Origin of the sequence: Rhodococcus sp. ACS1, assembly GCF_002300155.1 — a bacterium.
Lineage (GTDB): Bacteria > Actinomycetota > Actinomycetes > Mycobacteriales > Mycobacteriaceae > Rhodococcus_F > Rhodococcus_F koreensis.
In genome coordinates, this window is the sequence record NZ_NSDZ01000007.1 from 337,535 (window position 1) to 351,072 (window position 13,538).

Here is a 13,538-nt window from a genome sequence, read left to right on the forward strand (position 1 = left end):
TGGTCATCCGGCGCCGCCGAACAACACTTGCAGTGTCTCCGGCCGATAGCCAGGAGCGGGTGGCGGGGCCGCCCGCTCGGCCGCCTTCCGGTTCTGCTGCGCGTGGTGAGCCAGAATCCGCCGGATCACGTCTTGCTTGCGGGGCGTCAGATAGCGCTGGGTCGTCGTCAGCAGCGCGTGCCCGAGGACGAACTGCACATCGGTCAGCGGCAGTTCGGGGTCCTCGGCCATCCGATAGGCGGCGGTGTGACGCAGCGCGTGCAAGGTGACCGTGCTTCCCGCTGCGTCGACCGCCCGCTCGAACATGCGGTGCACCGCATGATAAGTCAACGGACGCACCGGGGTTCGAGACGTCCACCACAGCGGCTGCCGCCGCCCCTTGAGTGTCAGGCCGGCCATCTCCACCTGGTAGAGCCGCAGCCACACGAACGCATCGGTGGACGCCGGCAGCTCCTGCGCCTCCCGGCTGCCCTTGCGGATCACCGTGATCAGCTGCCGGCCGGGGTCGACACCGCCTTGCGTGACCGACAACAGCTCCGAGGCCCGCGCACCGGTGGAAACGTAGAAGGCGACCAATGCCCGATCCCTGTTCGAGGGAAGCCGGGCGAAGATCTCGTTGAACTCCGCGTCCGAGACGCTGCGGGGAATCCGGTCGGGCACCACCGGTCGATACCTACCCGTCCGCTCGTTGCGGTGCGGCTCCATCGGATTGTGATGGGCGTGCGCTCGTCGGCCCCGCCGCGACCGGTCCAGCGGGAACGGATTCACCAGCGGTCCGCTGCCCGCATCCAGGTGAAACTCGTAGAATCCGCGCAGCACCGTCTCCGAGTGCGCACGCACCGACGGCGCGTAAGCATCCCGACTCGACGACGGGTCAGGCACCTCCTGCGGTCTGCGCCAATGCGGGCGAGACGGCTTGCCCGCCACAAGCATCCAGCGGCAGAAATCGCGGGCCTGGGCCCGCGTCGCCCGGTTCCACGAAACCTCGATCGCCCACAGGAACCGGAACCACCGCAGCAGATCCATGCCATAGGAGCGGATCGTTGCCTCGGATCGGTCGGCCGCCTGCAGATCACGGAAGTAGGCCGACACCGCCTCCACCGCCGCCCCGGACGGATCGATCAGTCGGAACGGCAACCACGGGTCACCGGTCTCCTCCAGCGAACCGACCAACGGCACCGCCAGCGCCGCCAGATCCCGTGGCCGCTCCTCGTCTTCGTTCACAATCCGGACATTACCGAGCGATCCCGTCCCAGCCCGTCAACCTGGGCAAACGCGTGTCGTTGTTCAGTCAACGGGTAGTGCCGGGCGAACGAGACCACGCCAGGGTTGCGGACGGCGACCGAGGCGATGTGTTCGGTGGTGACCATCTTCTCGTTGTCGGTGAGCAGATACGTCGGGACACCACCGACCTGCCGGAAGATCCGGTCCAGGCCCGCGTAGACGGAGGGGGCGGTGCGGTCCCGCAACGGGATCACCACCCGGTGCCGGCACCAGGCCAGCCACGCATACAGCAGCACCGTCTTGGCGCCGTCGACGACCGGGCCGTCACCGAAGTCGTACTGCAACCAGAGCCCGGGTTCGGTGATCCACGGCCTGTGCACCCGGGTGTGTCCGAGCCGGTAGGCGCGCTTGACCCGGGCCACGGCACGGCGGGTAGTGCGTTCGGTGCCGGTGAATCCGAGGACCAGCAGCTTGTCATTGGCGACGTCGGCGCGAACCCGGCCCTTCGAATGTTCCACCCACTCTTCGATTTTCGGTAGATATTCGTCGATCAACATCGGTCTCCTCTCCCGCGGCGTGCTCGGCCCACCGGCGCTGTCGCGTTCGGCGACGAGGCGGGCGACGGTGTGATGCGAGCACCCCGCCAACGCGGCGGCGGCACGATACGACTTCGTCAGGTCGTAGGCGGCAAGAATTTCCATGGCTTCCTTGGCAGACTTCACAGTGGCCTCTCCTCGAGGACTCGCGTTTCGGCGTGGTAGCACCGTCGAGCGAACCCGAGGAGAGGCCCCGATCCGGGGAGGCGATCGGGAAGAAAATCGAACGTGTCGTACAGCTGAGACACCCGAGTGGGCAGTTTCGTGTCCGCCAGTGGGCAGAAACTCGTATCCGTCAGCGGGCAGTTTCGTGGCCACTACCGGGCGCTTTCGTGACCGCCCATGGGCAGTTTTTCATGTCCGCCGACACTCGATAACGCGGTCTTGGGAGTTAGTCGCGCGCCGATCTTCCCATTCGATGTGGAATCCACCTGCTGCAGGTGTTGCGCAAAGTTCAGGCCCGGTTATGCCAGAGGAGGTCAACGCCGCGGCCGACACCGCCTCTGATCCCGGGCCGGGCGCGTAGGGACCACTTCGGCTCGGTTCTCGGGCGCCGGCGCCCGAGGGGTGAGAGGGTGCGGGGTATGACATTGCGGCTGCCCACGCTCTTGCGATGGACTTGGATGCTGCGGCGGTCGCGGCGCTGAACCGGTACTACGGCCGCCCGTATCTGGGCGACGCCGCCTACGTCGGGGCGCACTTCGATTCCTGGTCGAGCACCGGGGACCGGGCAGGGGAGGCGGACCGGTTCACCGCGGACGATCTGGTTGCGGCGGGTGTGCCCGTCGGTGCAGGTCCCACCGGAGGCTAGCTGTCCGTGCGGAGAGCGGTCGGGGTCCAGGACGGCCAGGTCGGGTCGTCGATCGGATTGCCGTTGGTGAAGGTTGCGATCAGGCGAAACGGGTGGGCTGTGGTGGTGTTGTCGTATACGTAGGCTTGGTCGGCGGCGGCGATCGCGGCCCGCAGTAGGGGCCACAACCGCCCAAACCGGGCCCGGATTTTCTCCTCGGGTACGTGGTGGCCTCCGTTCGCCACGCGGTCGACCACGCGCGCGACAGCTAACTCCTCCGGGATCAGGACCACGTGCAAGGTTATGTGGAATCCTGCCTGCTGGGCGGCGCGGAGCAGGTCGAGTTTCGACTCGTGGGAGAACACGGTCTCGGTGACGAACGATCGGCGTTGGGCGATCCGCTGTGCTCGTTGTTCGGCCGCAAGGGCGGCCGCTTCGTACGCGTGGGTTGCCGCCTCGTTCGGCCAGCGTGCGGCGGCGATGACGTCTGCGTTGACGAAGTCCAGGTGCGTGACAGGGCCGAGTACGTGTTCGTAGAACGTGGTCTTGCCGGCACCGTTCGGTCCGGCGATGGCGTGCAGGACGGGATCGGGGCTCAAGCGTCGGCCGACCCGCCCTCTTGTGCGGGGTGCCGAACGATGTTCCCGTGTTGGTCCAACTCGACGTAGGAACGGCCGGAGTCGGCGAACTGTTCTGCCAGGTTCAGTCCTTCTCGGCGCTCGGTGATGCGCTCGGTCCATTCGGCGCGGACGACCGCCTGTTCCCGGTCGGTGAGCTCGTCGTAGTCGCGTCGTCCGTCCAGCACGTCGGCGACGTCGCGGTAGGAAACGCTGTGAGAGGCCTCCAGCTCGCGGCCGATCCGCGCCCAGTGCGCGATCTGTTGCGCGGCGCTGCGACTCATCCGTCCACCGACCAGTTTCGCCGATGCGTAGAGCTCGTTGTCGATTCGAGTCGGGGATGTGGCTGCCATGTCGTGCACCTTCCTCTCGACACCACTGTAGCAGTTTGCAACACCCCAGGTGGGTGTGGTGCCTGAGGTCAGTTCCGAAGCGTTTCCGAGCGGGCCTGCTGCCGGCATTTTGCTGTTATCGGCGAGTGGATCGGTCGGCACCGGCGGCGGCGGTCATTGGCGTTCTGTCAACCGTGCGGTGTGCCGCTTCGCCACGTCGAGGTCGGCGTCGGCGATTCCGAGGGTGTCCTGGGCGGCGCGGAGGGCGTCGACGGCGCTCTCCAACGTCTCCGGTGCGGTGGTCGGGTCGCCGGGCTCGTTCACGTCGAGCGTGTGCGCGTCGAGGGCTGCGTAGGTGCGCTCGAGGTCGAGGAGGGTTCGGCGTAGGGCGTGCAGCGCATCCCGGACCTGGGTTACCTGCTCGTCGAGGTCGGCGGGGGTGCTCACACGATCACGTCCCGGAGTGCCGCGGCGGCGTTGGTGAGGTGCAGCTGCACGTCGGTCAGGGTGCCGGGCTGCTGGCGCACGCCGGCTGCCGGTTGGTCGACGTCGGTCATGCGATCACTCCGTCTCTGTGTGAACGACTCGGGCAGGTCGTGCCCGCGGCCCGCTCGATACCTCGGTAAGGACCGCGCTCCTGGTGACACGTTCTGTGCTGGGAGGATGACACGTCCTGGTGCGGGGTGGCTCAGGAGCGGGTGAGGCGGGATCTGAGTTTGTGCATGCCGACCATGATCTTTTCTGCGGTGCTTCCGGGTGCGGGGAGCAGGCCCAGCTGCATGGCGATGTCGTTCATGTTGCAGATGATCCGTAGTGTGGCGATTTTGCCGTCGCGGTATTCGTGGATGTCGACGCCGTCGAATTCGATGTGCTTGCCGGTGGCGGGGATGCCGGGTGGGTCGATGGGGCCCTGGTGCGTGGCGGCGGCCTGCCACCAGTAGGCGGCGCGGGCGCCGTCACCGGCGATGTGGGGGCCGGCGATCAGCTCGAAGGTCAGGTCGGGGAATGCGCGCCAGGTGTGGTCGAGGAATTCGCGTACGTCGGTTTTGCCGCGCATGATCGTGGGCCAGGCGGAGTCGTGGTAGACGATGTCGTCGGTGAGTAGCTCGAGGAGCTGTGCGGGGTCGTGGGCGTTCCAGGCGTTGCCCCAGCGCTCGACGAACTCGTCGACCCATGTGGGGTCGAGTTTCTGCGCCGATGTCGGTTCTCCCATGCCTTCCAGGCTAGGGGGTTACGGGTCGGTTTTACGGGATGTGATGGTGCTGTGACCTGGTGTGATGACATGTCCCCCGGTTTGTGATGTGGGGGTACCGGCGACGTGTCGGGGTGCCGGCGCGGGCGGCGCCGGGCGCGTGGGGTGCCTGGTCCGTCCCGTGTAGAGCAGTCTTGAAAGCTGTTGATTTACAACGGCTTCCTGGCGGGGAGATGGAGCGACCCGTCCCGTCTCCCGGCGTGGAACGCCGGGAGACGGGGTGGGGTTGGTGAAGCTGGAGAGCGATCAGCGGTTTCCTGATCGCATCTCGCTGGGCGTGTCGACCAGGGTGTTTCCGCCCGATTCGTTCGACGAGGTGCTGGTCGGGTGCGACCCGGGTCAGCCCGGTCTTGGCGGTGATCTCGGCGACGGGGGCGCAACTCTCGCACGACCGGGTGACGGAGGCGAGTGCGCCAACAGACGCTGACGGTGACCGGAATTGCCCACCAGCTGATCAGACGCCGCAACTGGCTGTGGCGTCAATATATGCCGGCGGCTTCGGTGGGGGTGGTGCGGTCCCGCGGCAAGATCGCTCGCGCGGGCCCGGTCCACCAGCTCGCCGACACTTCGGGAGAGTTGTCCGATCTGCTCTATGACGTCCGACGCGGTGGTAGGGATTCGACCAGTCAAAATCTACGGCAGAATCCTCGACACGGATGGTCGCTGCGCAGAGACCATTCCGATTGATCTCTGGACAGAAGTCAGCAGTGCTGGTCGACTCGCCGTTGGCGGGCCAAGCTGACTGGTGCAAGCCGCAGGCAGCCCAAATCTGAACTCTGACTGCAAGGCCGGCCAGGTCATGACGTCTTGTCGATCAATGAGTAGTTGTAACCCGGTGGCCGTCGACGCCGACGCCTTCCGCATCTATGCCTGCCCGATCCGGGGCCGAAGCCGACGCAACGGCATCACACTTCCCGACGGCGACCCGCTCGAGGACAACGACCATTTCGACGGCAAAATCGAAACCGCCGCTCGAGCCCGGCGAAGGGCGCAGCTTCGGGCTGTTCGCCGCCGACAACGACTGTTCCCAGGACATCACGCGGGAGCACCGGAGGGAGCGCCGATCTCCTCCGGCGCATCGCGGACGAGAATGTCGTCCTACTTCAGGGTGCTGCGTGGATGAAAGACGCCGGCACTGGAACGCCGTTCGGGGTGAACTCCCTCTCCTCGAAGCTGCTGTGCGGGAGGCACAACGGGGCACTGAGCCCACTCGACACTGCGGTCAGGTTGGGTCTCCGCGTGTTGGATGTTCGAGTGCGGTGGTGCGTGCATCACACCGACGTGGTGAGGAAAACGGAAGCGCAGCGCTGCGGCGGCGAGGGCCGCGGCCAAGACAATAGCGGCGCCGACCAGCAGGGCCTGGTGGTAGCCGTCGTGCAGGAACGGGGCGACGACGAGGGGGCCAAGAATCTGACCGACGCTGTATCCGGTGGTCAGCAGTGCCACCGCGCGGGGGAACTGCAGATGCGTACCGATGCCCAGTGCGATCGACCCGACCCCGAGGAATGTGGCACCGAACAGGAAGGCGGAGATCAGGGCGGGGCCGACACCGTCGATGACGGCGGGCAGCGCGATGCCGACCGCCTGGATGAGCAGGGCAACCAGCAGGAGGGTCGGCTGCGACCAACGGCGGCCCAGCCACGCCCACACTGCGCAACTCGGCAACGCGGCCAATCCCACGACAATCCAGGCACCGCTGCCGACCCACCCGCCTGCTGTGTGATCGATCGCGGCGACGAGGAACGTGCCGGCGATGATGTAGCCGATGCCTTCCAGGAAGTAGCTGATGAACACGGCCGTGAACCAGCGACCGGTCCGGGGGCGGCCATGTGCTGCCGGTCCGGACGGCGTGGCGGTCGGTGACGGCTCCGGTGCCAGTGCCCAGGCTGCGACGGCACAGACCACCGCGAGGGCGGCGGCCGCCCACCAGGTCGAGCGCCAACTGTCGGCGGAACGCAGGATGAACACGAGGACACCGGAGAGGGCGATGCCCGCTCCGACGCCGCCGAACGCCCACCCGGCCAGGTGCTGGGCGTCCACCCGCAGGCGGGAGAGCATGGCGCTGACGGCGATCATGAAGATCAGTGCGCTCGCGATGCCGGCGACGAGTCTGAGGACGAACCAGGCCGATCCATCGTGTGTGGTGGGCATGAGCGCCAGGGTCGCGACGAGGACCACCAGCGAGATTCGCATCACCGTTGCCGAGCGCACCCCTCCCGGAATGAGGATCCCCGCCAATGCCCCGACCAGATATCCGACGTAGTTCGCCGTGGCCAGCGCGGCTCCGAGAGAGGAGGACAGACCGGCCTGGGTGTGCATCAACGGCAGGATCGGGGTGTAAACGAATCGGCCGATGCCCATGCTCGCCGCCAACGCCGCGGCGGCCTGGATGGCGTGCGCCCGCGGGGAAACCTCACTCACCACTGGCCCGGGTCGTTCGGGTGGGGCCGCAGCGGGGTGACGGTGACACTCATCCACGGCCGCAGGGGCAGCGTGTCGAGCACGTTCGCGTGGAGGTCGGCTTCGTCGTCCGCGCACCACACCCCGATGCTGCGCAGCTCACCGACCGGGCGCCACAACCGGACCAGGCGCCCTGCAGAGGCAAGTTCCGTGGCGCGCAGTGCTTCCGCGGCGCGGCGTGCAGCCACTTCGGAGGGTGTGGTGCCGTCGGGGACCGTGGTGGTGATCTCGACGAGAAACTCCTGCATGGTCGTTTTCCGTTCAGGGGCTGAAACCATGGAACTCATCGTGCGTCCGGGTCCGGCCGGCTCGCCACGATCGCTGTGCTCCCGACTGGTAGGCGCAGCCTCTCACCGCACGTAGCATGGGCGGTCGTGGAGCTGCGCCAGCTGAAGTACTTCCTCGTCGTCGCCGAGGAACTGCACTTCGGCCGGGCGGCGACGCGGCTGCTGATCGCCGGGCCCTCGCTGTCCCAGCAGATCAGGGCTCTCGAACGTGACCTCGGCGTACAGCTGTTCGCCCGCGACCGCCGTTCCGTTGCCCTCACCCCGGCCGGTGCGGAGCTGCTCCCCCACGTCCGCGCCCTGCTCGAGCGTGCCGACGACCTGCGCGCCCGCGCCGAGCGCCTCTCCGGGGCGGAGCCGGTCCGGATCGGCTACGTCAGCTGGCTTCCCGCGGACCTGACCGCGCGCACCTCGGGTGTGGCGCAACTGCACGTGGACCCGTGGGTGGTGCCCTCGCACGCCCAGGCCGCACGGGTCGCCGACGGCAGCCTCGACCTGGCCGTGTGCTGGGTGCGCAACGCCGATCTCGCCCAGTACGGCCTGCAGGCCCGGCTGCTCGGCGCGGACCGGCTCTACGCGGTGTCCACCGGTGAGAAAGCCACAGCGGTGCGGGCGCGGGACGCCCTGCTGCTCGTCGACGACGACGCGACGTCCTGGTCGTCGTGGAACCTCTTCGCCGAACAACTCGCCCACGACACCGGCGCTCCGATCGTGCGGATCGACGACGGCGGCATCACCGGCCCCGCATTCTTCGACCACGTCCGCGCCGCGGGCCGCCCCGTGCTCAACTCACCCAAGGGGCAGACCACGACGCTGCCGCCCGACCTCACCGCACGCCCAGTGATCAACCCGGCGGTGATCTGGACGTGGTCGCTGGTGTGGCGCCGGAACGAGATCCGCCCCGTCGTGCTCGCCGCCGCCGACGCCCTCACCGGGGACATCGGCGATCTCGGCATCCGCGACAGCACAGTCTGGTTGCCCGCGGACGACCCCCACCGCTAATCGGGGGCGCCGTGGGAGGCTGAGCCTCCCACGAGGGAGCAAACAGGTCGTGGCGCGAACCCCCGCCTCGGGCACATCATCGATCCGTGAACGAAACCATCCGTGTTCCGAACGGTGTTACCGGGGTTTCGGTCACCGAGTCCTTGTGCACCAACCCCATTGCGAAAGCGAGCATTCGGCATATGAGCACCATGCAGAAAGTCGTCATCGTCACCGGCGCTTCCCAGGGCATCGGCGCGGCCCTGGTTGCCGGGTACCGCAAGCTCGGCTACGCCGTCGCCGCGACCTCCCGCTCCATCGGCGCATCCGACGATCCCGAGGTACTGACCGTGCCCGGCGACCTGTCCCAGCCGGGTACCGGCGCCGACATCGTCGAGCAGACGCTGGCGCGGTTCGGCCGGATCGACACACTGGTGAACAATGCGGGCGTCTTCGTGGCCAAGCCGTTCACCGACTACACCGACGAGGACTACGACGCCGTGACCGGTGTGAACCTGCGCGGCTTCTTCGACATCTCCCGTAGCGCCGTCGCCGCGATGCTCGACCAGGGCAGCGGCGGCCATCTGGTGAATGTCTCCACCACCCTGGTCGACCACGCCAACTCGCAGGTGCCCTCGGCACTCGCATCGCTGACCAAGGGCGGACTGAACGCGGTCACCAAATCTTTGGCGGTCGAGTACGCGACCCGCGGAATCCGGGTCAACGCCGTCGCGCTCGGCGTCATCCGCACCCCGATGCACCCGGTCGAGACGCACGAGGCGCTCGCCGCCCTGCACCCGGTCGGCCGGCTGGGCGAGATCGACGAGGTCGTCGACGCGATCCTCTACCTCGAGCACGCCGGGTTCGTCACCGGGGAGATCCTGCACGTGGACGGCGGCCAGAGCGCCGGGCACTGAGAGCACGAGGCGGACATCTCATGAACAGCACAGCAGTAGACGAAGAGATCCTGCGCAGGGTGCTCGATCGGTGGAAGGCCGCCGTCGACGCGCACGAGCCTAAGCGGGTCGCCGCCGGGTTCACCGCGGACGCGATCTTCCAGGGCCTGCATCCCTATACCGTCGGACGGCAAGGTGTCGCCGACTACTACGACTCCCAGCCGCCGGGGATGACCGCCGAATACCGGATCCTCGAAACCCGTCGACTCGCAGACGACGTGGTGCTCGGCTACCTGAGGGTCGATTTCTCCTTCACGGACCGACCGACGCTGACCGTGAACCTCGGCGTGCTGATCAGCCAGTCGCCGGACGGCGATCGGATCATCCACTACCAGGTTTCCCGGCTCAGCTGAAACAGCCTGCGTTGCCCGATCGTAATCCGGCTGAGCAGTTGCTGGGGCCGCGTCCAACTCCCGTCGTAGATCGTATGTAGTGACTACTCGCGGATTGGGGTAGTTGCTGGCAGGGACCTCGCTTACACAACTCGAGGGTTACCGAGCGTCGTTTCCGCGCTCGGCCTTTCCGGCAAGCACCCTGCTCCGCGACCACATCCCCGACCTGGACGGGTACCGCAGCCTCGACGCCGGATATGGTCAAGGACTTCCTGATCGAACAAGCACTGCGCGAGGGCTCTATCCTGCGTTCCGTTACACCGAGGATCCTCGGCCCTTGTTGACAGAACCTTTTACGGCAGCCGCACCGTGGGCAGCCTGCGGGTGACGAATTGTCGGAAGTAGTCGATCTTCGGTGTGGTCACCAGCACCGGGAGCAGCAGATCCCACGCCATCGCGGTCCGCGTGGGCAGGGTGGTGGGGGTGTCGGTGGCCGTCGCCAGGAGGCGTGCCCCGGCGAAGAGTTCCACCAGGAGTCGGCCGACAGCGTCCGGATCGGCGTCCTCGCGGAGGTCACCCTCGTCGATTGCTCGGCGGGCGAGGAGTTGGTAGGTGGTAATCCAGGTCGCGAAGGTGTCCGTCTCCGAACTTCGGTAGTCGCCCATTTCGGTGATGAGGCGGAACGTTGCGCCCATCACCGGGTCGTGGAGGGCGGCATCGACCGTGACGAAGGAGATGCCGATCATGGCCTCGGATGCCGGTGTGGGGGAGGCGAGATACGGGGTGCACACGGCGGTGAACCGCCTCGTGCCCTCCTCGATGACGGCGCGGGCGAGTTCTTCCTTGGAGGCGTAGTGAAAGTACAGGGCCCCCTTGGTGACCCGGGCCTGGGTGAGGACCTCGCTCAGCTTCGTCTCTGCGTAGCCGCGGTGGGTGAATACCTCAGCCGCGGCATGGAGCAACGCGCGACGAGTGACTTCCGCCCGCTTCTGGGTGGCCATTCACCTGCCCTTCGAGTACCGAGATCATCGACCGGACGCGAATTATGAACGGTCCTGGATGGGGTTGACCGACGCCCTGCACAATGCTTACCCGATGTGGAGGTTCGTCGCATGATGTTCGGTATGGCCTGTGAGGCTTGATCCGTCCGGGGGAATCTCTGGCACCGAGTTCGGTCGTAGCAGAGGGCTGCCGCGCGGGCTGGTTTCTTAGCGGAATCCTTACGCCTCGGCGGCGGATTTCGGCGTTGTCAGGCCGTACGCTTCGGCGGTGTCCAAAGCCGTCCATGCGGTGCGGCGCCTGATTCTGGGTCGTGCGCTGCGCAGTGAGTATCTCGGTGACCAGTTGCTGTCCAAGCGGCTGGCGCTGCCGATCTTCGCCTCCGACCCGCTGTCGTTGGTGGCCTACGCCACTCAGGAAATCCTGCTGGTGCTGTCCTTGGGCACCTGTCACCCCGTACCTGGGTGCGGCGGTGGTGGTGCTGCTGGCGGTGGTGGTGCTCTCCTACCGGCAGGTGGTGTTCGCCTACCCCAGCGGCGGCAGATCCTACGAGGTCGCGAACCGCAACCTGGGGCCGTCCGCCGGGTTGACGGTCGCCGCCGCCCTGCTCGTCGACTACGTGATGACCGTCGCGGTGTCGGTGGCCGCCGGGGTGGGACGTGACGCGGTTCGAAGTTCATTCCATGTGCGGCGGGTGGTCAGTGCAGATCCCGCCGTCGGAAGCTCCACCAGGCCACCGCCGCACAGACCATGGAAACGGCGATTGGGGCGAGGAACGGCTCGAGCGCGATCCCCTGCGCGAGCATGTTCCGACCCCCGTACCAGTGCCAGGGTGAGGCGAACCGCAGGAAGTGCAGGCTCTCGCTCGACACGGCGACGGCGTTGAGGAGGTTTCCCACCACGGCCACGGTTGCGGCGGTGGCGATCGCCACCGACCGGCGGCCGGTCCAGGCGCCGGCAGCAAACGCGATCGCGCCGTGCATCAACCCGAAGGCGGTCGCCGCGAACACCGCCGCGACGAGCCCGGGGATCGACACACCCACGAGCAGACCGAAGGGTGGGGAGAACGCGAGAAGGCTCGCGGTGGTGACGATCCCGAGGCCGAGCGACAGCGCGACGACGGCGACGAATCGCTCGATCAGGACACGTCCGCGGGTCACCGGGTTGGACAGGAGCAGTTCGAGGGTGCCGTCCTCCTCGCTCCCGCCGATCGCGTATGCGCCGGCCCCCACGGCGAAGATCAACAGCAGGACCGGCAGGGTGAGGCCGAACAATCGGCCCTGCAGGTACCCGGGCGGGGAGGTGATGAGGATCTGGTCGCTCGAGCCGATCAGGGTCTTGAAGGTGTCCGGAAGGTTTTTGACAAGGTTCTCGATCCCGGTCACGTTCTTGATCGTCGGGTAGAACGCGTTGTTGACCGCCACGTAGGCGGCCACGCCGCCCGCCCACCACACCATCGAGCGACGCCGGTCCTCGAGGAAACGCCCCAGAACCTTCACGGCTGGTCCCGGTAGAAGTCGAGGAAGACGTCCTCGAGGTCGGTCTCGTGGGTGACGATCCGCCGCACCGGCAGCGTCGCCGCCGCCTTGAGGACGGCGTCGACGTTGCCCTCGACGACGAGCCGGATCACCGCCCCGGACGCCGTGGCGCGCACGACGCCCGGGAGCTTCTCGAACGGCTCGGCACTCGCTTCGCCGGCAAGGTGCAGGTCGATGTGCTGGCGGGCGTGGCGGGCGAGTTCGTCGACGGCGGCCACCGTGACGAGCCGGCCCGTCCTCAAGATCGCGACGCGGTCGGCGAGCGCTTCCACCTCGGGCAGGACGTGGGAGGACAGGAACACCGTCGCGCCGGCGCGTGTGACGTCGCCGATCAGTTGGTGGAACTCGTGTTGCAGCAACGGGTCGAGACCCGCGGTGGGTTCGTCCAGGATCAGCAGCTCCGGACGGTGCAGGAACGCCTGCACGATCGCGGTCTTGCGGCGGTTGCCGGTGGAGAGCTGCCCGATCGGCCGCATCGGATCGAGGTCGAAGCGTGCGAGGAGCTCATTGACGTAGGTCGTGTCGATGTCGCCGCGGAGGTGGCCGTAGAACGCGATCAGGTCTGAAGTGGTGTATCGGGGATCGAACCGGAGCTCGCCGGGGATGTAGCCGACCCGGCGGCGGATCGCCGGGTCGGCGCCGCTGCCGCCGAGCACGGTGTAGGTTCCGGCGGACGGACGGATGAAGTCGAACAGCATGCGGATCGTGGTGCTTTTCCCGGACCCGTTGGGGCCGAGATACCCGAACACCTCACCCCGATGGACATCGAGGTCGAGCGCGTCGACGGCGACGAGATCACCGAAGCGTTTCGACAATCCGCGCATTTCGATGACGCTGTCGGCTGCGCCCCGCTGCGGAGGGTGCGGACGCGCGGCTTCGCGGCCTTGATGGTCGGGCGCCATCTGGCCATGGTATTTCCCCGATTCCGGGTTCGGGCAGTGCGGCATCGAGGCCGAGTATCCGGCGAGTTCGTGGTCCCTATCCGTGAAGTGCTCCCCGCCGGAGTTGACGAACGGGACCAAAGAATTTGGTATGGGCACACCGGTGTCGCGGCGACGGCGAGGATGCAGCATCGAGGGTGTGCGCTGACCACGCTGGCCTGTTGGAGGTCGGGGACCAGGGAACGCCGGGGCGCTGGCCGGCGCCGCAGCTGTGAAGGAAAGCCCGGCAGCCGTCC

The 13,538-nt window shown here is 67.3% G+C and carries 14 protein-coding genes and 2 pseudogenes; 5 read left to right on the forward strand and 11 right to left on the reverse strand.

Features of this window, described 5'->3' with window-relative positions; translation table 11 throughout:
- Positions 1 to 3 precede the first annotated feature (3 nt).
- On the reverse strand, positions 4 to 1,224 hold the full coding sequence (locus CJ179_RS32925; RefSeq protein WP_011600104.1) for a site-specific integrase: 1,221 nt from the start codon (positions 1,222 to 1,224) through the stop codon (positions 4 to 6).
- Positions 1,225 to 1,298: 74 nt separating this feature from the next.
- Positions 1,299 to 1,946 (reverse strand): annotated as a pseudogene (locus CJ179_RS32930) (IS21 family transposase); the annotation flags it as partial.
- A gap of 487 nt (positions 1,947 to 2,433) precedes the next feature.
- Here CJ179_RS32930 and CJ179_RS32935 point away from each other — a divergent pair.
- Positions 2,434 to 2,631 carry a DUF6308 family protein gene (locus CJ179_RS32935; RefSeq protein WP_241031204.1) on the forward strand — a complete coding sequence of 66 codons (198 nt, stop codon included), beginning with the start codon at positions 2,434 to 2,436 and terminating at the stop codon, positions 2,629 to 2,631.
- Here the strand turns inward: CJ179_RS32935 and CJ179_RS32940 are convergent.
- The 6 genes from CJ179_RS32940 to CJ179_RS32970 form a co-directional block, all read right to left on the reverse strand.
- The gene (locus CJ179_RS32940) at positions 2,628 to 3,209 is read right to left on the reverse strand and encodes an AAA family ATPase (protein WP_072947475.1); all 582 of its coding nucleotides are present in this window, start codon (positions 3,207 to 3,209) and stop codon (positions 2,628 to 2,630) included. The two genes, CJ179_RS32935 and CJ179_RS32940, sit on opposite strands and share 4 nt — an antisense overlap.
- Positions 3,206 to 3,580, reverse strand: coding sequence for a hypothetical protein (locus CJ179_RS32945; RefSeq protein ID WP_072947474.1), 375 nt, complete (start codon positions 3,578 to 3,580; stop codon positions 3,206 to 3,208). Before CJ179_RS32945 ends, CJ179_RS32940 begins: the two co-directional genes overlap by 4 nt.
- A gap of 153 nt (positions 3,581 to 3,733) precedes the next feature.
- Entirely contained in the window at positions 3,734 to 4,006 is a 273-nt protein-coding gene (locus CJ179_RS32950) for a hypothetical protein (protein ID WP_072947473.1), read from the reverse strand.
- Between the two features lie 241 nt (positions 4,007 to 4,247).
- Positions 4,248 to 4,772 (reverse strand): ester cyclase, encoded by a 525-nt coding sequence (locus CJ179_RS32955; RefSeq protein WP_095864208.1) that lies wholly within the window; start codon positions 4,770 to 4,772, stop codon positions 4,248 to 4,250.
- A 1,137-nt stretch (positions 4,773 to 5,909) separates the two neighbouring features.
- The gene (locus CJ179_RS32965; protein ID WP_257015922.1) at positions 5,910 to 7,172 is read right to left on the reverse strand and encodes a YbfB/YjiJ family MFS transporter; all 1,263 of its coding nucleotides are present in this window, start codon (positions 7,170 to 7,172) and stop codon (positions 5,910 to 5,912) included.
- Between the two features lie 56 nt (positions 7,173 to 7,228).
- Positions 7,229 to 7,549 (reverse strand): muconolactone Delta-isomerase family protein, encoded by a 321-nt coding sequence (locus CJ179_RS32970; RefSeq protein WP_257015898.1) that lies wholly within the window; start codon positions 7,547 to 7,549, stop codon positions 7,229 to 7,231.
- Between the two features lie 96 nt (positions 7,550 to 7,645).
- Between CJ179_RS32970 and CJ179_RS32975 the strand changes: the two genes are divergently transcribed.
- The 3 genes from CJ179_RS32975 (at position 7,646) to CJ179_RS32985 (ending at position 9,845) form a co-directional block, all read left to right on the forward strand.
- Positions 7,646 to 8,557, forward strand: coding sequence for a LysR family transcriptional regulator (locus tag CJ179_RS32975; protein ID WP_095864212.1), 912 nt, complete (start codon positions 7,646 to 7,648; stop codon positions 8,555 to 8,557).
- Between the two features lie 182 nt (positions 8,558 to 8,739).
- On the forward strand, positions 8,740 to 9,453 hold the full coding sequence (locus CJ179_RS32980; protein ID WP_095864351.1) for an SDR family NAD(P)-dependent oxidoreductase: 714 nt from the start codon (positions 8,740 to 8,742) through the stop codon (positions 9,451 to 9,453).
- Positions 9,454 to 9,473: 20 nt separating this feature from the next.
- Positions 9,474 to 9,845, forward strand: coding sequence for a nuclear transport factor 2 family protein (locus tag CJ179_RS32985; RefSeq protein ID WP_095864213.1), 372 nt, complete (start codon positions 9,474 to 9,476; stop codon positions 9,843 to 9,845).
- Between the two features lie 332 nt (positions 9,846 to 10,177).
- Here CJ179_RS32985 and CJ179_RS32990 read toward each other — a convergent pair whose 3' ends face one another.
- On the reverse strand, positions 10,178 to 10,825 hold the full coding sequence (locus CJ179_RS32990; protein ID WP_095864214.1) for a ScbR family autoregulator-binding transcription factor: 648 nt from the start codon (positions 10,823 to 10,825) through the stop codon (positions 10,178 to 10,180).
- Positions 10,826 to 11,093: 268 nt separating this feature from the next.
- Here CJ179_RS32990 and CJ179_RS53045 point away from each other — a divergent pair.
- Positions 11,094 to 11,478: pseudogene (locus tag CJ179_RS53045) on the forward strand (DNA-binding protein); the annotation flags it as partial.
- A gap of 43 nt (positions 11,479 to 11,521) precedes the next feature.
- On the opposite strand, the gene CJ179_RS33000 reads toward CJ179_RS53045, so the two are convergent.
- Positions 11,522 to 12,322 (reverse strand): ABC transporter permease, encoded by an 801-nt coding sequence (locus CJ179_RS33000; RefSeq protein WP_257015899.1) that lies wholly within the window; start codon positions 12,320 to 12,322, stop codon positions 11,522 to 11,524.
- Positions 12,319 to 13,263, reverse strand: coding sequence for an ABC transporter ATP-binding protein (locus CJ179_RS33005; RefSeq protein WP_143548939.1), 945 nt, complete (start codon positions 13,261 to 13,263; stop codon positions 12,319 to 12,321). Before CJ179_RS33005 ends, CJ179_RS33000 begins: the two co-directional genes overlap by 4 nt.
- Between the last annotated feature and the right edge of the window lie 275 nt (positions 13,264 to 13,538).